The sequence below is a fragment of the Saccharothrix sp. ALI-22-I genome, assembly GCF_001984175.1.
Classification (GTDB): domain Bacteria; phylum Actinomycetota; class Actinomycetes; order Mycobacteriales; family Pseudonocardiaceae; genus Actinosynnema.
On record NZ_MTQP01000058.1, the window covers coordinates 1 to 22185 of the forward strand.

General features: G+C 69.6%; 23 protein-coding genes and 1 pseudogene. 12 read left to right on the top strand and 12 right to left on the bottom strand.

The window, feature by feature from the left end; genetic code table 11:
- The first annotated feature begins 129 nt into the window (after positions 1-129).
- Positions 130-2475, top strand: coding sequence for a WD40 repeat domain-containing protein (locus tag ALI22I_RS17280; protein WP_143532257.1), 2346 nt, complete (start codon positions 130-132; stop codon positions 2473-2475).
- Positions 2476-2964: 489 nt separating this feature from the next.
- Here the strand turns inward: ALI22I_RS17280 and ALI22I_RS17285 are convergent, their stop codons facing one another.
- From ALI22I_RS17285 to ALI22I_RS17310, 5 genes and pseudogenes are all read right to left on the bottom strand, one after another.
- Positions 2965-3405 (bottom strand): hypothetical protein, encoded by a 441-nt coding sequence (locus ALI22I_RS17285; RefSeq protein WP_077006547.1) that lies wholly within the window; start codon positions 3403-3405, stop codon positions 2965-2967.
- Positions 3406-3882: 477 nt separating this feature from the next.
- Entirely contained in the window at positions 3883-4515 is a 633-nt protein-coding gene (locus ALI22I_RS49290) for a hypothetical protein (protein ID WP_143532259.1), read from the bottom strand.
- Positions 4516-4585: 70 nt separating this feature from the next.
- Positions 4586-6460 (bottom strand): annotated as a pseudogene (locus ALI22I_RS17295) (BTAD domain-containing putative transcriptional regulator); the annotation flags it as partial.
- Between the two features lie 385 nt (positions 6461-6845).
- Positions 6846-7487 (bottom strand): choice-of-anchor M domain-containing protein, encoded by a 642-nt coding sequence (locus tag ALI22I_RS17305; protein ID WP_077006551.1) that lies wholly within the window; start codon positions 7485-7487, stop codon positions 6846-6848.
- The gene (locus ALI22I_RS17310; RefSeq protein WP_077006711.1) at positions 7484-8131 is read right to left on the bottom strand and encodes a choice-of-anchor M domain-containing protein; all 648 of its coding nucleotides are present in this window, start codon (positions 8129-8131) and stop codon (positions 7484-7486) included. Before ALI22I_RS17310 ends, ALI22I_RS17305 begins: the two co-directional genes overlap by 4 nt.
- Positions 8132-8322: 191 nt before the next feature.
- On the opposite strand from ALI22I_RS17310, the gene ALI22I_RS17315 reads away from it, so the two are divergent.
- The 8 genes from ALI22I_RS17315 to ALI22I_RS17350 all read left to right on the top strand — a co-directional run bounded on the left by ALI22I_RS17315 (position 8323) and on the right by ALI22I_RS17350 (position 16811).
- On the top strand, positions 8323-9852 hold the full coding sequence (locus ALI22I_RS17315) for an anchored repeat ABC transporter, substrate-binding protein (protein WP_077006552.1): 1530 nt from the start codon (positions 8323-8325) through the stop codon (positions 9850-9852).
- Positions 9840-10655, top strand: a complete 816-nt coding sequence (locus ALI22I_RS17320; protein WP_077006553.1) for a TIGR03773 family transporter-associated surface protein — start codon at positions 9840-9842, stop codon at positions 10653-10655. The genes ALI22I_RS17315 and ALI22I_RS17320 overlap by 13 nt, the downstream gene beginning before the upstream one ends.
- Complete coding sequence (locus ALI22I_RS17325; protein ID WP_077006554.1) at positions 10652-11404, top strand: anchored repeat-type ABC transporter ATP-binding subunit; 753 nt, start codon at positions 10652-10654, stop codon at positions 11402-11404. Before ALI22I_RS17320 ends, ALI22I_RS17325 begins: the two co-directional genes overlap by 4 nt.
- Positions 11401-12288 (top strand): anchored repeat-type ABC transporter permease subunit, encoded by an 888-nt coding sequence (locus tag ALI22I_RS17330; RefSeq protein WP_077006555.1) that lies wholly within the window; start codon positions 11401-11403, stop codon positions 12286-12288. Before ALI22I_RS17325 ends, ALI22I_RS17330 begins: the two co-directional genes overlap by 4 nt.
- Positions 12285-13625 (top strand): choice-of-anchor M domain-containing protein, encoded by a 1341-nt coding sequence (locus ALI22I_RS17335; RefSeq protein WP_077006556.1) that lies wholly within the window; start codon positions 12285-12287, stop codon positions 13623-13625. Before ALI22I_RS17330 ends, ALI22I_RS17335 begins: the two co-directional genes overlap by 4 nt.
- Positions 13622-15253: a choice-of-anchor M domain-containing protein gene (locus ALI22I_RS50915; RefSeq protein ID WP_077006557.1), complete on the top strand. Its 1632-nt coding sequence runs from the start codon at positions 13622-13624 to the stop codon at positions 15251-15253. The genes ALI22I_RS17335 and ALI22I_RS50915 overlap by 4 nt, the downstream gene beginning before the upstream one ends.
- Entirely contained in the window at positions 15246-16055 is an 810-nt protein-coding gene (locus ALI22I_RS17345) for a class I SAM-dependent methyltransferase (protein WP_077006558.1), read from the top strand. The genes ALI22I_RS50915 and ALI22I_RS17345 overlap by 8 nt, the downstream gene beginning before the upstream one ends.
- 459 nt (positions 16056-16514) lie before the next feature.
- Complete coding sequence (locus tag ALI22I_RS17350) at positions 16515-16811, top strand: hypothetical protein (RefSeq protein ID WP_077006559.1); 297 nt, start codon at positions 16515-16517, stop codon at positions 16809-16811.
- Positions 16812-16872: 61 nt separating this feature from the next.
- Here the strand turns inward: ALI22I_RS17350 and ALI22I_RS17355 are convergent, their stop codons facing one another.
- The 7 genes from ALI22I_RS17355 to rpmB all read right to left on the bottom strand — a co-directional run bounded on the left by ALI22I_RS17355 (position 16873) and on the right by rpmB (position 20578).
- Positions 16873-17598 (bottom strand): class I SAM-dependent methyltransferase, encoded by a 726-nt coding sequence (locus ALI22I_RS17355; protein ID WP_077006560.1) that lies wholly within the window; start codon positions 17596-17598, stop codon positions 16873-16875.
- 133 nt (positions 17599-17731) lie between these two features.
- Complete coding sequence (locus ALI22I_RS17360; RefSeq protein ID WP_077006561.1) at positions 17732-18160, bottom strand: Fur family transcriptional regulator; 429 nt, start codon at positions 18158-18160, stop codon at positions 17732-17734.
- Positions 18161-18409: 249 nt separating this feature from the next.
- Positions 18410-19573 (bottom strand): GTP-binding protein, encoded by a 1164-nt coding sequence (locus ALI22I_RS17365; protein ID WP_077006562.1) that lies wholly within the window; start codon positions 19571-19573, stop codon positions 18410-18412.
- 63 nt (positions 19574-19636) lie between these two features.
- Positions 19637-19870 carry a 30S ribosomal protein S18 gene (rpsR, locus tag ALI22I_RS17370; RefSeq protein WP_143532261.1) on the bottom strand — a complete coding sequence of 78 codons (234 nt, stop codon included), beginning with the start codon at positions 19868-19870 and terminating at the stop codon, positions 19637-19639.
- 5 nt (positions 19871-19875) lie between these two features.
- A complete protein-coding gene (gene rpsN / locus ALI22I_RS17375; protein WP_077006564.1) occupies positions 19876-20172 on the bottom strand; it encodes a 30S ribosomal protein S14 in 297 nt (98 codons plus the stop codon).
- Positions 20172-20339, bottom strand: a complete 168-nt coding sequence (rpmG, locus tag ALI22I_RS17380) for a 50S ribosomal protein L33 (protein WP_033439124.1) — start codon at positions 20337-20339, stop codon at positions 20172-20174. Before rpmG ends, rpsN begins: the two co-directional genes overlap by 1 nt.
- A complete protein-coding gene (rpmB, locus tag ALI22I_RS17385; protein WP_077006565.1) occupies positions 20339-20578 on the bottom strand; it encodes a 50S ribosomal protein L28 in 240 nt (79 codons plus the stop codon). The genes rpmG and rpmB overlap by 1 nt, the downstream gene beginning before the upstream one ends.
- A 48-nt stretch (positions 20579-20626) precedes the next feature.
- Here rpmB and mrf point away from each other — a divergent pair, with 48 nt between their 5' ends.
- The 3 genes from mrf to rpmF are packed head-to-tail and all read left to right on the top strand — an operon-like array spanning position 20627 to position 22130.
- The gene (gene mrf / locus ALI22I_RS17390) at positions 20627-21721 is read left to right on the top strand and encodes a ribosome hibernation factor-recruiting GTPase MRF (protein WP_077006566.1); all 1095 of its coding nucleotides are present in this window, start codon (positions 20627-20629) and stop codon (positions 21719-21721) included.
- Entirely contained in the window at positions 21718-21969 is a 252-nt protein-coding gene (locus ALI22I_RS17395; RefSeq protein ID WP_077006567.1) for a type B 50S ribosomal protein L31, read from the top strand. Before mrf ends, ALI22I_RS17395 begins: the two co-directional genes overlap by 4 nt.
- Entirely contained in the window at positions 21969-22130 is a 162-nt protein-coding gene (rpmF, locus tag ALI22I_RS17400) for a 50S ribosomal protein L32 (protein ID WP_077006568.1), read from the top strand. The genes ALI22I_RS17395 and rpmF overlap by 1 nt, the downstream gene beginning before the upstream one ends.
- Positions 22131-22185 lie beyond the last annotated feature (55 nt).

Consider the following 22185-nt stretch of genomic DNA (forward strand, 5'->3'; position numbering starts at 1 on the left):
GGTCGCAGGGGCGGGCTGGTCGTCAGACGAGGTGGACACGTACACAAGGATCTCCGATCCCGCCCTTGGTCAGGAACCCGACACTCACACAGGGTGTCTCACAGCAGTCTGACCAAGAGGGCCGCTCTGGTGGAAAGCCAGGGCGACGGCCTGACCCGCGACCATCTCATCCTCATCACCGGTCTGCGCGAACGCGACCTCGATGACACGCTGCGTGTGTGCGCGCCCTACCTGCGTGTTACCACAAGCGGGGCGATTCGCCCATACCATCAGTCACTACGCGACTTCCTACGGCAGTCCGGCGACATGCACATCTACCCGCGCGACACCAACGCCGACATCGCTGACCGGCTCACCCACGCCTACCAGGGCCGCTGGACGGAATGCCCGTACCTGCTCGAGCACCTAGCCACCCACCTCGCCGCAGCCTGTACCCCCGCCGGCGATGCCCCGCCAGTTGTGCGCCAGGCAGTGGCCGTGCTCACTGATCCCGCCTTCCTCCACACCCGCGCCGCCACCGCTGGCATCGACGCCCTCCGCGCCGATGAGGCCCGCCTCCTCGAAGCCCTGCGCACCCCACACCCTGAGCTCATCGCCGCCTACCAGGCCATCCGACGCCAAACCCACCATCTGCGGGGCTGGAACCCACGCCAACAGCCCGGTTTCCTGCTCCAGCAACTGCTGTACGAGACGGTCGCTGGCGGGAACCTCACCCTCACCCGTGCGATAGCTCGGTACCTCGACCAGGAGCAATTCCCGCACTTGCGGACCTTGTGGGCAACTCGGGGGTCCGACCAGCTCATCCATACCCTCAGCGGCCACACTGCTCCCGCGGGCGCAGTGGCCGTCACCCCCGACGGCTCCCGCGTGATCACCGGCTCCGACGATGGCACCGCCCGGGTGTGGGACTTGACCACAGGGCGAGAACTGCACACCCTCACCGGCCACACCACCCCCGTAGGCGCGGTGGCTGTCACCTCCGACGGCTTCCGCGCGATCACCGGTGCCGACGATGGCACCGTCCGCGCGTGGGATTTGATGACCGGACAGGAAATCCACACCCTCACCGGCTACGTTGCACCAACTGAGGCCATGGCCCGTGCCACGAACGGTAATCGCGCCATGGCCCTCGCCTCGGACGGCTCCCGCGTGATCATCGGCTCCGAGGACGGCACCGTCCGGGTATGGGACCTGACTACAGGGCGAGAACTCCGTATCCTCACCGGCCACACCGGCCCTGTACAGGCGGTGGCAGTCACTCCCGACGGCACCCACGCGATCACCGGTTCGAACGGGGATAAAACCGCCCGAGTGTGGGACCTGGCCACAGGAGAGGTAACCCACACCCTCACCGAAGGCCACACGGCCCCCATACATGCGGTGAGCCTCACCCCCGACGGCACCCTCGCGATCACCAGCTCACACTCGGACGATGGTGCCTACACCGGCACCTCCCGAGTGTGGGATCTGACCACAGGAGAGGTAACCCACACCCTCACCGAAGGACACCCCGTGGCGGTGCAGGCGGTGGCCCTTACCCCCGACGGCAGCCGCGCAATCACCGGTGGTAGCGACGGCACTGTGTGCGTGTGGGATCTGGCCGGGAACCAGGAGCCGTACGCCCTTACCAGCCACACCACCATGGTGCGTGCGGTGGCTCTCACCCCCGACGGCACCCACGCGATTACCAGCTCTCAGGACGCTGGCCCCCGCGTATGGGACCTGACCACCAATCGAGAGCGCCAAATCGCCACCAGCTACACCAGGCAAGTAATAAAGGTAGTCCTGATCCCGAACAGACCCCAGGCGATCGTCGTCCCCCTGGGCAACACTGTCGCAATACGGGACCTGGACACTGGACAGGAGCTGTATACGGTCATTAGTGACCACGGCTGGGTGGGAGGAGTAGCTGCCACGCCCGAGGGTGCCCACGCCATTGCTGTCTTCGGCGATACGCCCATTACGTGGGACCCGGAAAAGGGGCAGCCGCTAGGGCTCACTGGTCACACTGACATCGTGACCGCCGTGGCCGTCACCCCTGACGGCAGCCGCGCTGTCACCGGCTCACAAGACGCAACTGCCCGGGTGTGGGACCTGGCCACCGGGCGAGAACTCCATATCCTCACCGGCCACGCCGCCCCCGTAGGCGCGGTGGCTGTTACCTCCGACAGCTCCCGCGTGATCACTGGCTCCGACGATGGCACCGCCTGGGTGTGGGACCTGGCCACCGGACAAGAACTGCACACCCTCACCGGCCCCGTAGGCGTGGTGGCTGTCACCCTTGACAGCAGCGGCATGATCAGCGGCTCCGACGATGGCACCGTCCGGATGTGGGACCTCGCTACGGGTCGGCAGGTACTGTGTTTCGCTGCCCCCCACGAAATCCTGTGTGTAGCCATGACGACCGACGTCCCCCCGAAGATTCTTTGCGGCAGTGGAGGAGACGTGCTCTACCTGGAGGTCCGCTCATATTGAACCGAAACGGCCAGGTCGGTTGCCCGCCTGGCCACCTCACTGACCAGCGGTGTTGCTACCGCAGAGGTGGCAACCGCACAGTTTCGGTTCAATAACTCGATGTTCTTGGCCGCTGACGAGCGGCCGAGCAGAACCAGCCAACCAGCGAGCCGGACGAAGATCAGGTACAGCAATAGCCACGCCACGCCTCACGATCATGCCCTGGCGCACATGGTGCACGATCACCGCAGCTCAGCAGCCCAGGACAGAGTTCTGGCACCTACACGCCGCTCGCGGCGGCACCGAGCTCACCCGAGTTCACCCGAGCCACCCGCCGCGGACTGCGCCACATCCAGCGCCACCCCTCACTGCTCACTGGCTTCCTCACCGGAACCGGCCTCACCCTCGACCCAGCACCATCAACCTCATGGTCAAAGGTCGTTAGCGGTGCGGTGAGGTCGATGTGGGCCGACAGTTCAGCTCGACGCGAGTGTGCTCGGTGATCCCCGGTCAGCGGCGGCCGGTGGTGAGGATGACGAGGAACTGGCCGCCGCCCGCCTCGATGTCGGCGGTCACCGGCAGCCCTGGTACCAGTCGGGAGAACCGGTCCACCAGCCAATCCGCCGCCTCTCGGGCGTCCTGTCTGGTCGGACAACGGGCCACCATCTCGCGGCCCCCCTTGCGCTCCAGCCTCCCGGCAACGGTGATCAGCGGCGCGGGTTCGACCACGTGCAGGCGGTCCGGCCAGGCGATGACCACTTTGACCGCGCCCTTGCGGGTGTTGCACCCGCGGTGCGCGAGCCGCTCGGCGAGCTTGGCCTTCCGGTCGGCGGTCCGGCTGTCGACGCTGGGCCCCCGCGGGTCGTTCACCGACATGTCGGGGTCGACCGGTTCGTCGCACACCCAGCACCGCCAGTCGTCGCGCTCGGCCACATCATCGAGGAGACTCACCCGAGCAGACTAGCCGACGTTGTCCCAGGCGCAGTCGTGCTGCTCGGGCTGGACGGACACCGTCGTCACAGCCCGAGCGACGGGGCTCCTACAAGGGGAAATCAGACTTCCGGGGGCATGTCGAGTTCAACCGGATCAACTCCGCCCGGCCCTCTTGTCCCAGCGGAATCACCCAGACCCAGGAGCGCAGGTCAACGGAACTCGACTCCCGTCGGGCAGCGATGACTCCCTTCGACATGACGAGTCGGTTCCTGGCTTCGCTTTCACCTCGTCGCGGACCTGGATGTCCTTGATGGCCTTGGTCGAGCCGTCGGCCATCAGGACCTGGGTGTCCGGTGAGAAGCTCTCTCCGCCCAAGCATGACTTGGCGGCGTTCGCCGCGGCGTCGGCCTCCTTGGCGGCGGCCGTTCGGTCGCGCCGGAGCCGAGTTGCGCGGCGCAGGCGCCGGCCCTGGCAGCAGCGGCAGATCCCGTGGATTCACGGCAGGGGAGGCGGCGTGCCCAGTCTCGCCGGTTCGCTCACTTCGATCAGCGGCAGCATCAGTACAAAGTGCTCGACACCCGCGACGACACGGGCGGAGTGACCGGCAAGCAAAGTGCTGGAACCATCTGCTTCCCCGTCCTGGGAGTCGCCGGCGTTCCAGCGGCCGGTGTGAAGGCGCTGCTTGTCCGGATCGCGGTCGCCGAGCCGACCGCGACGGGCTATTTGACCGCCTACCCAGACCAGGACAACCGGCCGAGCCTGCTGTCCATGCTCCACTTCGCGGCAGGCGAGAGCAGCTCCAACCTCGCCGTTGTGAAGCCGGGTACGGGCGGCGGCCTGGCTGTCCACCACCACGCAGGCAGCACACACATCGTGGTGGACGTACAGGGCTACTTCACCACGACGACCGGCGGCGCCGGTGGCGGGTACGTGCCGCTCGATCACACCCGCCTGATCGACACCCGCAGTGGGCTGGGCACGACCGCGGGCAAGATCCCTGCCCAGGGCAGCCGCACGGTCACCATCACCGGCGCGGGTGTGCCGTCCGGATCGACCGCGGCCTTCGTGAACCTGATCGCGCCCGGCGCCACCGCCGCCGGATCGCTGGCCGTCGGCGGCGGCGGTCAATCCGTGATCAACTACATGCCCGGCTCAACACAGGCCGGCGCCTTGCTCAAGCTCGGGCCGGACGGCAGGGTCACGTTCCACAACCAAGGCTCGAAGCCCGTCGACCTGGTGGTGATCGTCCAGGGCCACTTCTCGCCCACCGCGGCCCCGGGCACCGGTCTTCGGTTCGCACACCGCGGGTTTCACAATTCGGCCGGTGCGGGAGAACCGCCGCTGGCCGCGGGGGCGACGATCGACGTGCAGCTGACCGGACTCGCTCGGCCGCACGCAGACCCGAGAGGTGCAGGGAGCGCAGGTCGTCGAAGTACCCGCGAGTTTCGAGCACGGTGGACATGGACGCCGCCACCTGCCAGGTGAACCCCACAGCGGAGGAGTCCACTTCGGACTTGTCGCGCACGCACGCCTCGACCGCGGACACGAGGTTGCGCCACTCGGCCTCCAACCAGGCCACCGCATCCGTGGTCAGGTCCTCCGCGCCCGGTACCAGCCAAGGCTCGACCGGCAGCGGGACAGGAGGCGGGCGCCGAGGCGAGAGGCGGCGCGCGGCATCCGCGGTCATGACCACCCATGCGCCGTGGAGCCGACCAGTCGCCGCACGGCGTTCCTCGACACCACAGGCGTCCGCGAGCTCGACGACGTAGGCACGAATGAGGTCGTGCAGTCGGTACCCCGCCCGGCCGGTGGCGTCCCGGCCGGCGTATTCGACCAGCTGGACCTGAACCAGTGTGTCGAGCCTGCGTTCCGCCTCACCGACCGGTGTACCCAGCACAGCGGCCAATGCCCATGCACCGAACTCACCTGTCGGCAGCAGACCCAGGTAGGTGAACGCCTGGGCATCGACGTCCGGCAACGTCTGCCGGCTCAATTCGAGACTGGCCCTGACCTCGATGCCGCCCAAGCGGAGCTCGTTGAGTCGGTGCCGTTCGTCGGTGAGCCGGTCGACAAAGGTCTCCACCAGCCAGTGCGGCTGGGCCGCGCGCCGGCCGGCAGCGATGCGCAGGGCCAGCGGGAGCCGGCCGCACAGCTCAACGAGCCGTTCGACCTGCGTGCGTTCCTCGGACGTACGGTCCGCGCCGAGGATCGCGGCCAGCATTCGCTCACATGCGTCGGCGTTGAGGACATCGAGAGCCAAGCGGTGGGCACCAGGCAGCACCGTCAGCGGCGCGCGGCTGGTCACGATGACCGCGCTTCCCGCAGTCCCCGGCAGGAGCGGGAGTACCTGGGCTTCGTCCGCGGCGTTGTCGAGCACGATCAGGACGCGTTGATCCGCCGTCCGCGACCGATACAACGCAGCCCGGTCCGCCGGATGGTCCGGAATCGCGTCGCCGGGAACACCCAGGGCGCCAAGGAATAGTGCCAGCACATCGTGCGGCTCCTCCGGCGCCGGTCCGTCGCCGCGCAGGTCGACGTGCAGCTGTCCGCCAGGGAACTCCGATCGGACCCGATGTGCGACGTGGACCGCGAGGGCGGTCTTGCCGACACCCGGTTTGCCGTACACAGCGAGCACAGGCACCGTCGTACCTTCCGCCGGGACAAGCGCGGCCACAGCCACCGCGACCTGCTCATCCCGGCCCGTGAAGTCGCTGACGTCCGGGAGCAGCTGAGCAGGCCTGGCCCTGGCCGGTTCGGGCGGCTCAGCGGGCGACGTCGTGTGCAGCAGCTCCGGGTCTGCCTGCAGGATTCGCTGATGCAGCTCCTGCAGCTCGGGCCCGGGTTCGATGCCGAGCTCGTCGGCATACCGGTGGCGCATCGACCGGTAGACCTCAAGGGCCTCGCCACTGCGTCCCAACCTGTGCAGCGCGAGCATGAGCCGGCTGTACGGTCCGTCACGAAGCGGGTGGCGCCTGATCAGATCGGTCAACGCCGCCACGGCCTCCCGATGGCGCCCGAGCGCGATATCGACGTCCGCGGCGCCTTCCACGGCCGACGCATGCGTTGCGGCTGGCCGCGTCGACCGGCTGCTGCCGAACTACGTCGGCACATGTGTGCGACGTCCACACGGCCGACGCGGACTGGCGGTGGGAGGATGTGTGGGAGGAAAGTGGGAGAATCCATTGAGCCGCAACGGAACCGACCCGCATCGAACCGCACTCAACGTCGCGGTCCCGGCATGGGTGCGGTCGTCGGTGGCGTCGCGGCCGGTGTGGTCGGCGGCATGATCCTCGGCGAGGTCGTGGAAGAGGTCTTCGAGGACGACGGCGGCGAGGACATGTCCTTCGAGGAGTGATTGCCTCGTAGTGGAGGTCTGGGGGAGCGGATACGACGAGGCCGTGGCACTGCTGGGTGCCACGGCCTCTGCATGTTCTACCGCTGTATGTCCTACCGCGGGATCAGGGCTGGACGGTGAAGGTGTAGGTCTTCTGCCCGGTGGTGACGGTGCCGCCGGCGGCGAGGGTGGCGGTGACCTCGAAGACCACGGTGTAGGTGCCCGCGGCCTCGAACGCCCAGTTGGCGTGCGCGTGGGTGTTGATCGCGATGTTCCGGCTGTCGGGCGTGCCGTTGCCGCTGTCGAACCACACGGTGGGCGTGCCCAGGCTGGTGGTGTAGACGCTGAAGTGCGCCGGGCCGGAGACCGAGATGAGCTTGGCGGTCACGGCGTTGTTCAGCAGCACCCCGGAGGGCACGCCCTGGGTGTTGATCCCGGGCCACAGGATGTTGCTGACCTGGCTCTGCGGGAGGACCCAGACCGTCGAGCCGGGGGAGCCGAGGAACGAGTACGCGGAGTTGGACGGCACGGTGGTCTTGCTGGCCGAGACGGCGTCGAGCACCACGGTGGACGGGTCCCGGTCGACGGCGGGGGTGACCGTGGCGTCGCGGATGTCCAGTGTCAACGCGCTGCCGGTCCAGTCGATGTCGAGGGCGTCGACGTGGCCCTGGGAGATGGCGGCGTTCGCGGTGCCGGGGAGGAGCAGGGCCACGGTCGCGGCGAAGGCGGTGGCGGCGAGAGTGCGGGTTCTCATACGGGTTCTCATGCGTTCACCTTGAATCGGTAGAGGGCGGGTGCGGAGGTGACCTTCTTGCCGGTGGCGGCGAGGACGCCGCTGACCCGGACGACGACGGCGTAGTTGCCGGCGGCCTCGAAGGCCCAGTTGGCGTGCTGGTGGTTGGCCGCGGTGAGGCCGATCGTGTCGGGCAGGCCGTTCTGGCTGTCCACGAGCACGGTGGGCGCGCCGAAGGCGTCGGTGGTGAAGATGCTGAACCCGGCGGGGCCGTAGACGTACTCGACCTTCAGGCTCAGGGCGTCGTTGACGAAGACGCCGGGCTCGACCTCCTCGGTGGCGATGCCGGGCCACAGCAACGCCGGGTCCTCGACCTGGGGCAGCACCCAGACCGGGCTGCCGGCCGTGCCGAGGAACGAGTAGGCGGCGTCGTCGGGCACGGTGGTGCGCGCTGCGGACTTGGCGACGATCTTCACGTCGGAAGGCGCGTACTCGATGTCGTTGGTCTCGTCGTGGACGTGGATGTCGAGTTCACCGCCCTCGAAGGCGATGCCGATCACGTCGACGTGCCCGCTGTCCAGGACGACCGTGGTCGACGCGGTGGCCGGTCCGGCGGCGGTGCCCAGGAGGGCGGCCACCGCCAGGGGCAGCAGGGCGAGGCGTGCTGAGGTGCGCACGGTGGATTGCTCCATTCGTGGGTGGATGGCCCGATCGGGCCGCGCCCGCAGTGTTACAGATGACAATCGTTATCGTTAGGGCCGAACGGTCGTTGATCGACTGGGCCGGATGGGCTGTTGAAAACGGTTGTCGTTCGGATTAGGGTCGCGGTGCCACGCCGGTCGACCGGCGTCCGTCTGGAGGAATTCCCATGCACGTGCGTGCGTTATCGCGCGCCATCGGGGCGCTCTCGGTAGCCCTGCTGACCGCCTGCACGGCCGCGGGAGGCGGCACGGCCGCGGACGGCGTGTCGGTGGTGACGACCACGGAGATCCTGGCCGACCTGGTGCGCAACGTCGGGGGTGAGCGGGTCCGGGTGGACTCGTTGGTGCCGTCCGGTGGTGACCCGCATTCCTACGAGCCGGTGCCCGCGGACGCGAAGAAGGTCGCCGGGGCCGACGTGACGTTCACCAACCACCTGTTGTTGGAGGAGCAGCGCCTGATCAAGGCGATCGACGCCAACGTGCGGGAGGGCACGCCGAACGTGTCGCTGGCGGAGGTGTCGGAAACGTATGGCGCGCACGTGATCCCGCTGGTGGAGAACATCGGTCTGGACGTGCTGTGGTTGGGGCTGCGGGTGCGCGGCGACGGCAAGGACAAGGGCGCTACCCGGTCCTCGGAGGTGCGCTTGGCGGCGACCGCGCTGGACGGGCCCGGTGAGCTGGTCGTGTACCTGACCGAGGCGCTGGGCAAGCCGGTGGTGTACTTCAACTCCGGGGACGACTTCTCCGACGTCGACGCCACGACGCTGCCACCGGCCGCGCACACGCACCTCAACTGGGCGTTCACCAAGCCGGGCGTCTACCGGCTGACGCTCGCCGCGTCGCTGCTCAACGGCGGCGGCAGCGCGCCGATCCCGTTGGGGGAGAGCACCTTCACCTTCGCGGTGGGCGTGGACCCGACCGGTGTGGCGGGCACGGTCCTGAACGAGGGGCACACCGACCTGACCGTGGACCTGGACACCGGTGGGCTCTACACGCTCAACGACGCGGCGGGCGGCACGAACCAGCAGCAGGTCGTCCCGGCGGCCGACGCGGTGATCGAGGTGCCCAACAAGGCCATCGCCACCATCCCGGACGATTCGCGGTTCGCCTTCCTCGGCGCTCCCGGCGGCTCGGTGCACCAGTTGCCGCAGGCGGTGCTGGGCAAGCACGTCCACGGCGAGATCGACCCGCACCTGTGGCAGGACGTGCGCAACGCCCGCGCTTACGCGGAGGTCATCCGTGACACGTTGCGCACCGCCGACCCGGACGGCGCGGAGATCTACGACCGCAACGCCCGCGCGTACCTCGACCGGCTCGACGAGCTGGACGGCTATGTGCGCGAGACCGTCGCCCGCGTGCCGCGTGAACGCCGGCACCTGGTCACCACCCACGACGGGTTCGGCTACTTCGCCTCCGCTTACGAGATGAGCGTCGCGGGATTCGTCGTGCCGAACCCGGCGCAGGAGCCGAGCGTGGAGGACGTGCGCAAGCTGTCGGAGACGGTGCGCAACCTGAAGGTGCCGGCGGTGTTCATGGAGCCGAACCTGGCGCAGCGCGCTTCGGTGCTGAGCCAGGTGGCCCAGGACCAGTCGGTCGGGGTGTGCGTGCTGTACGGGGACGCGTTCGACGACAAGGTCCGCAGCTACGTGGACATGATGCGGCACAACGCCGACGAGGCGGCCCGATGCCTCGCCTGACGCGGTTCCTCGCACTGCTCGCCGTGCTCGCGATCGTCCAACCGGTCGCCGTCGCACAGGCCGCCGCCGAGCAGGTGGTCATCTCGGACGGCCACGTGGACCTCGGGCCGCGGTTCGTCGACGGCCAGTGGACCGTGCAGCTGCGTGACGACACCGGTGACGAGCCACAGTGGCGCGCGCTGTCCGATGTGGTGCTGCATGTGAACGACACCGCCCGCACCGCGGTGCCCGACGACCCGGCGTACGACTTCCTCGGTGACCGGGGCAGCCCGATCTGGGTGTTGCCGCAGGTCGAACAGAGCGGCGTGGTCTGGCCCGGCTGGAACACCCAGGACCCGGAGGTGACCGCTGCGATCGACCGCGAGGTCACGTGGCGGCTGCACGGCGTGCAAGGCCCCGGCCGGTTCACGCTGTTCCTCAGCGGCAACTTCGGCGCTCCGACCACCATCTTCGGCGGCACTGCGCCGACACCGCAGGAAACGGGCATCGAGGTGGGCACTCACGTGCACGGCAACTGGGTCTTCAGCGCACCGGGCACATACCTGCTCGACCTGGAGATGGCGGCGTCCACGAAGGACCGGCGCGAGGTGGCCGACCGGCGGGTGCTGCGCGTCCACGTCGGCGACGACACCGACCCGAGGTCGGCGTTCGACGTGGCCGTCACCGAACCGGAGCAGCAGGCAGAGCCCGCGCCCGAGCCGGCGGGCGACCGCTGGTGGGTGTGGGTCGGACTGGGCGGCGCGCTGCTGGTGGTGGCCGCCGTCGTGATCGTGGTCGTGCGTCGGCGAAGGGGAGAGCGATGAACGAGCCGATCCTGCACATCCGGGACCTGGCCGTGCACCTGGGCGGACGGGAAGTGCTGTCCTCAGTGGACTTCAGCCTCCGTGCCGGTGAACTGGTGGGGCTGATCGGTCCCAACGGCGCGGGCAAGACGACGTTGCTGCGCACGGCGTTGGGGTTGCTGCCGCCGCACCGGGGTGTCGTGACGGTGCACGGCCGCACCGCCAAGCAGGCCCAGGGCAGCGTCGGCTACGTGCCGCAGCGCCACGAGTTCGCCTGGGACTTCCCGATCTCGGTGGCCAAGGCGGTCGCCACCGGGCGCACCCACCTGACCGGCCTGCTCGGGCGGCGCACCGCGCAGGACCGTGCGGCGGTCGACGACGCCATCACGCGCGTCGGCATGGACGACCTGCGGTCACGTCCCGTGGGCGAGCTGTCCGGCGGCCAGCGGCAACGCGTGTTGGTCGCGCGTGCCCTGGCGTTGCGGCCACGGGTGTTGCTGCTGGACGAGCCGTTCACCGGCATCGACGCGCCCACCCAGGAACTGCTGAGCCGGCTGCTCACCGAACTGCGTGACGAAGGGGTAGCCGTGCTGATGACCACCCACGACCTCGCCGCCGCGACTACGTTGTGCTCGCGGTTGTGCCTGCTCAACCGCACGGTGGTCGCCGACGACGAGCCGTCCCGGCTGGCCGACACCGACATCTGGCTGCGGACTTTCGGTCTGGACCGGGCGGAACAGCTGCTGCGGTCGCTGGGAGTGACCCGATGAGCGCGGTGCTCGATGCGTTGGCCGGGCCGTGGGAGTACGACTTCTGGCGGCGGGCGTTGTTGGTGGCCCTGTTGTCCGGGTTGGTGTGCGGTGTGGTCGGCGGTCACGTCGTGCTGCGCGGTATGGCGTTCATCGGCGACGCGGTGGCGCACGCGGTGTTCCCCGGGATCGCGGTGGCGTTCGTGCTCGGCACCAACCTGGTGATCGGCGGGGCCGTCGCGGGTGTGATCACCGCGTTGCTGATCGCGGTGGTGGCGCAGAACCGCAGGCTCAAGGAGGACTCGGTCATCGGGATCTTCTTCGCGGCGGCGTTCGGGCTCGGCATCGTGATCCTCAGCGCCGCGCCCGGTTACGGCGGCTCGCTGGAGTCGTTCCTGTTCGGGTCGATCCTCGGCATCAGCGACAGCGATGTCGTGTCCGTCGCGGTGATCGGGGCGATCCTGCTGCTGGCCACGGCACTGCTCAACGGCAGGCTGGTGGCCGCGACGCTGGACCGCGAACAGGCCCGTGCCGTCGGCCTGCCGGTGTTCTGGCTGGACATCGCCCTGTACGTGATGGTGACCCTGGCGATCGTCATCTCCTTGCAGGCCGTCGGGAACGTGCTGGTGCTCGCCCTGCTCGTGACACCCGCCGCCGCGGCCCGGCTGCTCACCGACCGGCTCGGCGCGATGATGCTGCTCGCACCGGCCATCGGCGCGGGCGGCAGTGTGCTCGGGCTGTACCTGTCCTACGCGTTCGACCTCGCGGCGGGCGGGCTCATCGTGCTGACCCTGACCGGGATCTTCGTGCTGTGCTGGCTGTTCGCGCCCCGGCACGGCCTGCTCACCCGTCCACGCGGTCGCAAGGCCGCTGTCTCCAACGCTCCGGTGGAGGTGACGTCGTGATCGCGGTCCGTTCCATGGCGGTGGCCGGGGTGACCGGCGCGCTGCTCGTGCTCGCCGCGCCGGCCTTCGCCGCTCCGGAGGCGGACACGGCGTCGGCCGTGATGAGCGTCCGCGACGGCTCGCTGGACCTCGCGACGGGCTCGGAGGCCGTGGTCGCGGTGGACAGCCGGGTCGGCGTGCGGTGGGACACCACGGCGATCGTGCCCGGCACCCTCTTCGGTGACGCGGTGCGGCTGCGTGCCGTCGTGCTCGACGGTCCGGGGCAGGCCGACTCGGAGCCGGTGACCGTGCCCGTGGCGGCCGACGGAACCGCGGACTGGGTGTTCACCGCAGCGGGCCGGCACACCGTCCGGCTCGACGCGGAGGCCTACCTGCTCGACGGCCGCCCGGTCCAGGCGCAGCAGGTCCTCACGGTGGATGTCGGAACGCAAGCGCAGCCGTCTGCCCCGGCCGACGTCCGGACGGAGGTCGAACCGGCAGTCGTCGAACCGCCGTCGCCACAGGTCCGCGTCGCCGTGCCCGATTCCGCTCCGAAGGTCGCGGTCCAGGCACAGCCGCCCACCGCGACCGGCAAGGTCACCCTCGACCGGGGGCACGTGGACGCGATAGCGCCCCGGCTACTCGGCGACGGGCTGAGCGTAAACGTCAAGGACGGCAGCACGATCGGCACAGTCACGTGGCGGGAACCGGCCGACGTCGAGTTCCGCATCACCGACGCCGCACGCACCGCACTGCCCGCGATCCCCGAGCTGTCCTTCCTCGGCTCGGCGGGCAACCAGATCCACCTGCTGCCCCAGCAGGAGCAGCCGGGCATCCTCTGGATCGGCTGGTCCACCGAGGAACTGCGGCCCGCCGACATCAGCGGACCGGTCACCTGGACGCTCACGGCGGTCGACGGCCCCGGCCCGTTCGGGTTGTTCACCACCGGCTCGTTCGGCGCGCCCAGCCTGATCTTCAACAGCACGGACGGGCTGCCCGACACCCACTCCGTCGCACTCGGCACCCACGCCCACGCCAACTGGGCGTTCGGCAAACCCGGCCGCTACCGGCTGGACTTCACCGTGTCGGCCACCCGAACCGACGGCAGCCCGCTCACCGACACCGAGAGCTACACCTTCGTCGTCGGCGACGCCCCGGCCACCGGCAACACCGACACAGGCAACACCAATACCGGCAACGGCGACACCACCACGCCCGGCGGCAGGCGCCCGACACAGCTCGCGTCGACCGGCCCGGCCGAAGTGCCCGCCGCCACCGCGTTGGCCCTGGCGCTGGTCGCCACGGGTGCCGTCGTCCTCTTCGTCACCCGCCGCCGCCCGGTCAAGGAGTCGTCGTGACCACGCACCGCCGCCGTGGCCTCGCCCTCGTCGCCGCAGCCCTGACGCTGCTCGCCGGCGCGTCCATCGTCCCGGCCTCGGCCCAGGACGCCACGACCGTGATCGACCGCGGTCACGTCGACCTGGTGGCGGCCGCCATCGTCGACGGCGAGCTGGCCATCCGCTTCAAGGACGGCACCGGCGCCGAGCCCGTGTTCCGCGACCCCGAGACGGTGGTCACCCACGTCAAACCCGAGGCCAAGATCCAGGTGCCCGACGCGCCGGAGTACGCCTTCCTCGGACCGGCGGGCAGCGACATCTGGATCAGCCCTCAGGTGGAGGATCCCAACCTGGTGTGGCTCGGCTGGAACACCGAGTCGCTGACCGCGGACCAGGTCGCACCCGACTCGGTGCGCTGGACGCTCGACGCGATCGGCGGCGACCTGCCCGGCAGCGCGCCACCGGGTGCCGTCACCGTCTTCCAGGCCGACCCCTTCGGCGCCCCACTGCCGCGTGTCTTCGACACGGCCAACCCCCTGCCCCAGCAGCACCCGGTGGAGCTGGCCACCCACGCCCACGCCAACTGGACCTTCGCCGCCGAGGGCGTCTACCGGCTCACCTTCGTCCTCGAAGCGACCACGCCCGCCGGTGAACCGCTGCGCGACACCGCCACCTACGCCATCGCGGTCGGCGAGGTGGACCCGACCACCGTGTTGCCCGGCACGGGCGAACCGACCACGACCACGACGACGACAACAACCACCACCACGACAACCACCACGACAACGTCGACCACCACCACGACCGATGCCACGACTACGACGACCACCAGCGCCCCGACGCCGTGTGTGGTCCTCGATGACGGGCACGTCGACCTCATCGCGCCCGGCCTGGTGGACGGCGCGCTGCGCACCCGGATCAAGGACGGCACCGCCGGCCCGGACAAGGCGGTCTGGCGTGATCCCGCCGACGTGGTCGTCCACCTCGTCCCACAGGCCCGCAACACCATTCCCGCCGACCCCGCCTACGCCTTCCTCGGCGACGCCGGCCAACCGGTCTGGCTCATCCCGCAGACCCAGATCCCCGGCATCGTCTGGGCCGGATGGAACACCGAGTCACTGCGCGCCGAGGACATCGACGGCGACGTCACCATCACACTGTCCGCAGTGGACGGACCGGGTCGGATCGCGCTGTTCCTGACCGGGTTGAAGCCGACCGTGCTGGCGAACTCCGGTGACGGCCTGCCCGACGCGTTGACCGTCGCGCTGGGCACCCACGCCCACGCCAACTGGGCGTTCAGCCAGGAAGGCGTCTACCGGATCACCGTCGCGGTCTCCGCCACGCTCGCCAGTGGACAGAGCACCGTGGACACCGACGAGTTCACCATCGCCGTCGGCAACGTCGACCCCACCGCCGCCCTCGGCCGCAACTGCACGGCACCGACCGACACCACGACGCCGACCACGACCAGCCCCGACGGCACCGTGCCGCCGACGACCACCACTCGGGCGGCCGCGGGTGGCGCGCGACTCGCCAACACGGGCGGCGGGCCGCTCGGTGCCGTGCTGGCCGTCGGTGCTCTGCTGCTCACCGGTGGAGCGGCCCTGTTGCTGCTCACCCGATCCCGACGGCGAGGACTGGATGGCTGAGTCGACCCCCGCCACGGTCACGGCGTTCGACCAGGGCAGCGCCGAGTTCGCGGAGTGGACGCCCCTGCTGTGGGATCCGATGGGCGTCGCGACCGTCGACGCCGCACCGCCGCGACCGGGCGAACGCGTGCTCGACGTCTGCTGCGGATCGGGTTCCTCCGCCATCCCGGCGGCACGGGCGGTCGGAGCGGAAGGGCTTGTCGACGCCGTCGACCTCGCGCGAGCGTTGCTCGACCAAGGCTCCCGGCGCACCGAAGGGCTGCCGCAACTGCGTTTCCACCACGCGGACGCGTCCCGGTGGACCCCTGCGGACGGCATGCCCTACGACCGGGTGCAGTGTGTGTTCGGTGTCTTCCTCCTGCCGGACATGGACACGGCGGCGGCGCGCCTGGTGGACCTGCTCCGCCCCGACGGCACGTTCAGCGTGACCACGTGGCGGCAGGGCAGCGTGGACGACGTGACCGGCCCGCTGATCCAGGCGCTCACCGAGCACACCGGGACGATGTTCGACCGGCCGCCGCCGGCCCGGCAAGCCGCCCGGGTCGACACCGACGACAAGCTCGCCGGGTGGTTGAGCGGGCTCGGGTTGCGTGAGGTCGACGTGCGCCTGGTGGAGCGGGACATCCCCATCACGCCGGACTCGGCGTGGAAGTTCGTCATGGGCTCGGCCATCCGCTCCGCGCTCGCCGGACTGGACGCCGAGGTGGTGGCCGGCATCAGGACCCGCTACCGCGCTCTGGTGGCATCGACGACCGTGCTGCGTGCCCGGGCACTGGTCGGGATCGGTGCGCGTCCGAGCTGAGCCCCCGGACGCGCGCCGACCCCGAATTCCGAGATCAGCCGATCAGCAGCTGGAACAGCAGCCGCAACCGGGTGCGGTGCAGCCGCCGCAGCAGTTGCAGCTACCGGCGTGTGGCTGTGGTGCGGGCGTGTGGTCTGTGGTCATTGTCAGCCTCCCGTGGCGGAAACGGTGTTCTGAACCGAGCACGTGCGTCCTCACCGTGCAGTGCGCGTGACGAACGAGTGAAGTGCGATCACCCGTTCGCCGGCGATTTGTCACCGGTGTGTCGTAACCAGGCGAGGTAGCGCGCACGATCGGCATCGACCCGGCACCGCTGCACGTGGTGTCCGACTCGGCAGGCTCCGATTGGCATGTCTCATGCGCATGTTCTAATATGTTACTGACGTTAGGCCGTGTCGTTCGCGGCCGTTCAGGGCAGTCGCGATCGGCTGCCGACCACAGCAGAGAGGCGAGATCTTCATGACGGCAACGCACGTCGAACACACCGCACACGACCACGTGCACGGGAACGGCTGCGGCCACGTCGCCCTCCCGCATGCCGACCACGTGGACTACGCCCACGAGGGTCATCTGCACCGCGGTCACGACGGTCACTACGACGAATGCGAGCCGACGGGGCACGCCGCCCACACGGAGCACACGCACGCTCACGGCGAAGGCTGCGGTCACGTCGCGGTTCCGCACGGCGACCACGTCGACTACATCCACGACGGCCACCGGCACGCGGTCCACGCCGAGCACTACGACGAGCACTGAACCGGCGCGGCACCGCCGGGTCCATCGACGGCCGGTGTGGCCGCTGGGCCGTGCTCGACCGCTAACGCCTGCGCCAGGCCAGTACGCCGGCCGGCGCGTCCGTCACCGGTTCGCAGCCCGCCTCGCGCAGTTCGGCGTGCAGCACCTCGTCCGAGGCGACGAACGAGGGGAACGACACCGACTCCTCGGAAATCAGCCGGTCGCCCTCGTGCACGCGGTAGGTGACCGTCCACACGAGACGGTCACCGTCGACCGCCGCCTCGGCTGCGGAGTCGTAGCGACGGCGTCCGAGCGCACGTCCCGGCATCACCGTCGCCGGCACCGCGACCGGCTCCTGCGGCGCCTGGACATCGACGACGACGAGGCCGTCGCTGCGCAGTCGGGGCACCCAACGCCGCCACAGGGCCTGTCGGTCGGCGGGGGAGAAGTGGGTGAGCACGTGCAGCATCACCACGGCGTCCACCGGCCCGTCGACGTCGGCGGTCAGCGCGTCGTCCGGTAGCACCGTGACCGGCGGATCGCCCAATGCCGCCAGTCGGGTGGTGAGGGCGGCGCGCATGACCGGCGCGGGTTCGACCGCGAACACCTCCCCACCGGCGGGGAGCCCGGCCACCAAGGCCTCGGTGAACAAACCGGTGCCCGAGCCGATCTCCACCACGCGTGAAGCGCCGCTCACCAACGCGCCGAGTGCCGCACGCATCGCGTCGCGGTGGGCTGAGGGAAAGATCAGGTCGTAGTACTGGGCGTTGACGGCGTAGCCGCTCGCGCCCGTGGTGTCGGTCATCATCGGTGAGGCCTTGTCCCGGGTAGGCAATCCACCGCGAATCTACACGAGAACGATTGTCGTTACACGGAACATGCCACTCAGTGCTAGCGGCCCGGCAGGTTCGAGCCGGTCCTCGCCGGTCCGGTTCACGGTCCTAGCTGCCGGTGCGCCCGAGCGGTGCTCGACCGTGCAGGTGGTCGGCGCAGTGCCGGCAGATGCCGGAGATCTTCACGCGCACAACGACATCGCTGAATCCGAACGCTTCCGGTGAAGTCCACCCCTCGAACGGTGAGGACTGGTCCGGGATCTCCACCGTCGACCGGCACTCCGAGCACATGAGGTGCTGGTGGGGGAGCGGGGAACAGCGGCGGTACCGGTGGCTGCCGTCCTCGTCGATCACCATGTCGACCAAGCGCATCAACCGAAGAACGTGGAGCGCCCGGTAGACGGTGATGAGCGAGATCTCCTCGCCCATCTGCCGCATCTCGAGGTGGAGTTCTCCGGCCGTGGTGAACCTGTCCTCCCACGTGAGGGCTTTCAGCACGGAGTTGGTCTTGCCGCTCAACTGCTGGTCCGGATCCATGCTTATAACCCCACCATCACGGCCTCATCGATCGGCGACTCTACTGAACATGATTGTGATTCTCGATAAGCTCCGCAAGATCCGTTCGGCCGAGATGGGTTCGACAGGTGTCGTCGGGTGGTCGGCCAACTCGTTGCCATCGCCGTGTTCATGGCGGTGTTCCGCACGAGCACTCGCCGGCACCGGGAAGCGCCCGTGCTGAGGACCACCAGAGGCTTCCCGGCATTGCTCGGCTCGGCGCGGCGGTCCCTACTCCCGCTCCGCCGACCAGCGTGGAACGGGCAACGGGTGCTCGTGCAGGTGTGGTTCGAGGTCGTCCCACGAGGGCAGGGGGTCGTCGAACCGTCGCCACGCGGTCGGACCCGCCGCGAGTTCGGCGTCGGTGAGCAGTGCGGGGTCGAGCCTGCGGCGTGGTTCGTCGCGGTCGAGGTCGACGCCGATGAACACCAGCTCCTGGCGGGCGGTGTGGCCGTCGAGCAGTTCGCCCGGCTCGATGGTGAGGTTCGGCCCGGCCTGGGACCACACGGCGAGGGTGTGCGGGCGGCTGGCGATGTGGCAGAAACCCTTGCTGCGCACGACGCCCTGCCAGTCCTCCAACGCGGCGGCCAGCCGGGCGGGGTGGAACGGGCGGTCGGCGCGGTAGGTGACCGAGCGGATGCCGTACTCCTCGGTCTCCGGCACGTGCGACCCCGCCAACTCCTCGGCCCACCCCGGTGACGTGGCCGCGGTCACCGGGTCGTAACGACCGGTGTCGAGCACCTCGGACAGGTCCACCACGCCGCGGTGCGACCGGATCAGCCGGGCACTCGGGTTGAGCTTGCGCAGCAACCCTTCCACCACCGTCAGCTGCTCCGGTGTGGCCAGGTCGGTCTTGTTCAGCACCAGCACGTCGGCGAACTCCACCTGATCCACCAGCAGGTCCGAGATGCCCCGTTCATCCTCTTCCGCGGCGGCCAGGTCGCGTTCGGCGAGCCGGTCGCCCCGCTCCAACTCGGTGAGGAACCCCGAGGCGTCGACCACGGTGACCATCGTGTCCAGGCGGGCGTGGTCGGACAGGCTCGTGCCGTCCTCGAACGTCCACTCGAACGTCGCGGCCACCGGCATCGGCTCGGAGATCCCGGTCGACTCGATCAGGATCGTGTCGAACCGGCCTTCCCGGGCCAACGCGCCCACACTCTCCAACAGGTCCTCGCGCAACGTGCAGCAGATGCACCCGTTGGTCAGCTCCACCAGCCGTTCACCGCCGCGCCCGGACACCAGGGCAGCGTCGATGTTCACCTCGCTCATGTCGTTGACCACCACCGCCACCCGGCGCCCTTCCCGGTTGGCCAGCACGTGGTTGAGCAGGGTGGTCTTGCCCGCACCGAGGAAACCGGACAGCACGGTGACGGGGGCGCGTGGATCGGCGGTCATGTGGTTCTTTCCAGGTAGAAGGGCGGGTGTGCTCCGCCGGCTGAGCGGAGCACACCCGGTCGGTCAACGCCCTTGGCTGGGGTAGGGGAGCAGTGCCATCTCTCGTGCGTTCTTGATGGCGGTGGCGACCTGGCGTTGTTGTTGCGGTGTCAAACCGGTGACGCGGCGGGAGCGGATCTTGCCGCGGTCGGAGATGAACTTCCGCAGCAGCGTGGCGTCCTTCCAGTCCACGTCGGTTATGCCCTCTTTGCGCAGCAGGTTCACCCGGCGCTTCGGGGCACGTTCGACCTTGGGCACCCGGCTCACCAACTCGACTTGCTCACGCCGGGCAGCTCGCCGCGGTGCGCCATCTCGCGCAGCCGGATGCGGGACAGGCCGAACGCGCGGTTGAACGCCCTGGGGCGACCGTCCACGGCGTCCCGGTTGCGCAGCCTGGTGGGACTGGCGTCACGGGGCAGCTTCTGCAACGCCCGCAGGGCCTCGTCGCGGCGCTCCGGGTCGAGCCGGATGATCTCCTTCAGCTCGTGGCGCCGCTCGGCGTACCGGGCGACGACCTCCCGCCGCTGCCGGTCCTTGGCGATCTTGGACTTCTTGGCCATCAGCGCTCCTCCTTGAAGTCGACGTGCCTGCGGACGACGGGATCGAACTTGCGCAGCACCAACCGGTCGGGGTCGTTGCGGCGGTTCTTGCGGGTGACGTAGGTGTAGCCGGTGCCCGCGGTGGAGCGGAGCTTGATGATCGGCCGGACGTCGGTGGACTTGGCCATCAGACCTTCACCCCCTGGCGGCGCAGGTCGGCGACCACCGCTTCGATGCCGCGGCGGTCGACGGTCTTGATGCCCTTGGTCGACAGGTTGAGCACGACGTACCGGTTCTCCGAGGGCAGCCAGAACCTGCGGCGCTGGGTGTTGGGCAGCCAGCGCCGGGACGTGCGCCGATGGGAGTGCGAGACCTGTTTGCCGAAGCCGGGCTTGCGCCCGGTGACCTGGCAGTGCCGTGCGGACACCCTACCTCCAGTTTTAAAACGACAATCGTTACCGTTAGGCTAACCCACATGGGAACCGAGGTCGTACTGGTGGCCGGTCTCGCGGAGCACGACGTGGCCGGGGAGGTCTGGCGCGCGTCGCCGGGGTCGGTGCTGGTCCGCCACGACCTGCGCGATCTCTCCGAGGGCGTGGTGCGCCGCTGGGTCGACGGCGAGCTGACGGTGCTGGAACTCGCGCACGGGTGTGTGTCGTGCACGTTGCGCCTCGACCTGCTGCCGCTGCTGGAACGGCTGGGCGGCCGGGTGGTCGTGCACCTGGACCCGGCGCTGGAGCCGGAAGCCGTCTGCTTCGCCCTGCGGGAGGTGGACGTGCGGGTCGAAGGCGTGATCACCGTGGTGGACCTCGCGACCTGGCTCGCCGACGCGACCGGTGAGGACACGATGGACGACCGCGGCCTGGGCGCGGGGGACGGCGACGAGCGCACCGTGGCGCAGGTGGTCGTGGGGCAGGCGGAGTTCGCCGACGCGATCGTGCTGACCGGCGTCGGCGTCGACCCCGCCTTGGACGCCGTGCTGGACCGGCTGAACCCCCTCGCGCCGCGTCGACACCGGGACGTCCTCGACGTGCCGGAACTGCTGGCCGCGATCCCCGAGGGCGCCCGTCGAGGCCGGTTCGACGACGGCTTCGGCACCCTGCTGCACGGGCAGCCGCCGCTGGAACCGGCGCACGGCGCGGCCGTCGTGCACTTCACCGAACGCCGCCCGTTCCACCCGATGCGGTTGCACCAGGCCATCGACGTCCTGCTCGACGGCGTCGTGCGCACCCGCGGCCGGGTGTGGGTGGCCAGTCAGCCGGATGTCGCGCTGTGGCTGGAGTCTGCCGGTGGTGGCCTGAACGTGGGCAACCTCGGGCCGTGGCTCGCGGCCGTCGACGACTGGTCCGAGGTGCCCGCCGAGCGCCAGGTGACCGCTTCGGCGGTGTGGGACCCCTACTTCGGCGACCGGTCGCAGGAGCTGGTGGTCATCACGGCCTCCGCGTCACCGGAGGAGATCACGGCGGCACTGCGCGAGGCGTTGGTGACCGACGAGGAATTGGCGTTGATCGACGAACTGGAGTTCGTCGACCCCTTCGCCGAGTGGCACGACCAGATGGAGGAGTTGTGAAGCAGGGCATCCACCCCGACTACCACCCGGTGGTCTTCAAGGACCAGGCGACGGGCAAGGCGTTCCTGACCCGGTCCACGGCCACGTCGACCCGGACGATCGAGTGGGAGGACGGCAACACCTACCCGCTCATCACGGTCGACATCACGTCCGACTCCCACCCGTTCTGGACCGGCGCCCAGCGGGTCATGGACACCGCCGGCCGGGTCGAGAAGTTCAACCGCCGCTACGGGAAGAGGACGACCTGATGGCCGTGCCGAAGCGCAAGACCTCGCGCAGCAACACCCGCCACCGCCGTGCGCAGTGGAAGGCCACGCCACCGGACCTCGTCCCGGTGACCACTCTCGACGGTCGCAAGCTCAGGGTGCCCCGCCGACTGGTGGCCGCCTATCGACGGGGACTTCTCTGACCGGAGTGCTCACGCGTGGCTGCCGGTGCCGCCGTTCACCGATCGATCAGTGAGG

Bases quoted from the DNA above. Each gene is read 5' to 3' on its own strand.
- rpsN (WP_077006564.1), bottom strand. From the start codon at position 20,172: ATGGCCAAGAAGTCCAAGATCGCCAAGGACCGGCAGCGGCGGGAGGTC.
- ALI22I_RS17350 (WP_077006559.1), top strand. From the start codon at position 16,515: ATGACGGCAACGCACGTCGAACACACCGCACACGACCACGTGCACGGG.
- ALI22I_RS17355 (WP_077006560.1), bottom strand. From the start codon at position 17,598: ATGATGACCGACACCACGGGCGCGAGCGGCTACGCCGTCAACGCCCAG.
- ALI22I_RS17315 (WP_077006552.1), top strand. From the start codon at position 8,323: ATGCACGTGCGTGCGTTATCGCGCGCCATCGGGGCGCTCTCGGTAGCC.
- rpmF (WP_077006568.1), top strand. From the start codon at position 21,969: ATGGCCGTGCCGAAGCGCAAGACCTCGCGCAGCAACACCCGCCACCGC.
- rpmG (WP_033439124.1), bottom strand. From the start codon at position 20,339: ATGGCCAAGTCCACCGACGTCCGGCCGATCATCAAGCTCCGCTCCACC.
- ALI22I_RS17325 (WP_077006554.1), top strand. From the start codon at position 10,652: ATGAACGAGCCGATCCTGCACATCCGGGACCTGGCCGTGCACCTGGGC.
- ALI22I_RS17305 (WP_077006551.1), bottom strand. From the start codon at position 7,487: ATGAGAACCCGTATGAGAACCCGCACTCTCGCCGCCACCGCCTTCGCC.
- ALI22I_RS17360 (WP_077006561.1), bottom strand. From the start codon at position 18,160: ATGGATCCGGACCAGCAGTTGAGCGGCAAGACCAACTCCGTGCTGAAA.
- ALI22I_RS17345 (WP_077006558.1), top strand. From the start codon at position 15,246: ATGGCTGAGTCGACCCCCGCCACGGTCACGGCGTTCGACCAGGGCAGC.
- ALI22I_RS17365 (WP_077006562.1), bottom strand. From the start codon at position 19,573: ATGACCGCCGATCCACGCGCCCCCGTCACCGTGCTGTCCGGTTTCCTC.
- ALI22I_RS17330 (WP_077006555.1), top strand. From the start codon at position 11,401: ATGAGCGCGGTGCTCGATGCGTTGGCCGGGCCGTGGGAGTACGACTTC.
- ALI22I_RS17320 (WP_077006553.1), top strand. From the start codon at position 9,840: ATGCCTCGCCTGACGCGGTTCCTCGCACTGCTCGCCGTGCTCGCGATC.
- mrf (WP_077006566.1), top strand. From the start codon at position 20,627: ATGGGAACCGAGGTCGTACTGGTGGCCGGTCTCGCGGAGCACGACGTG.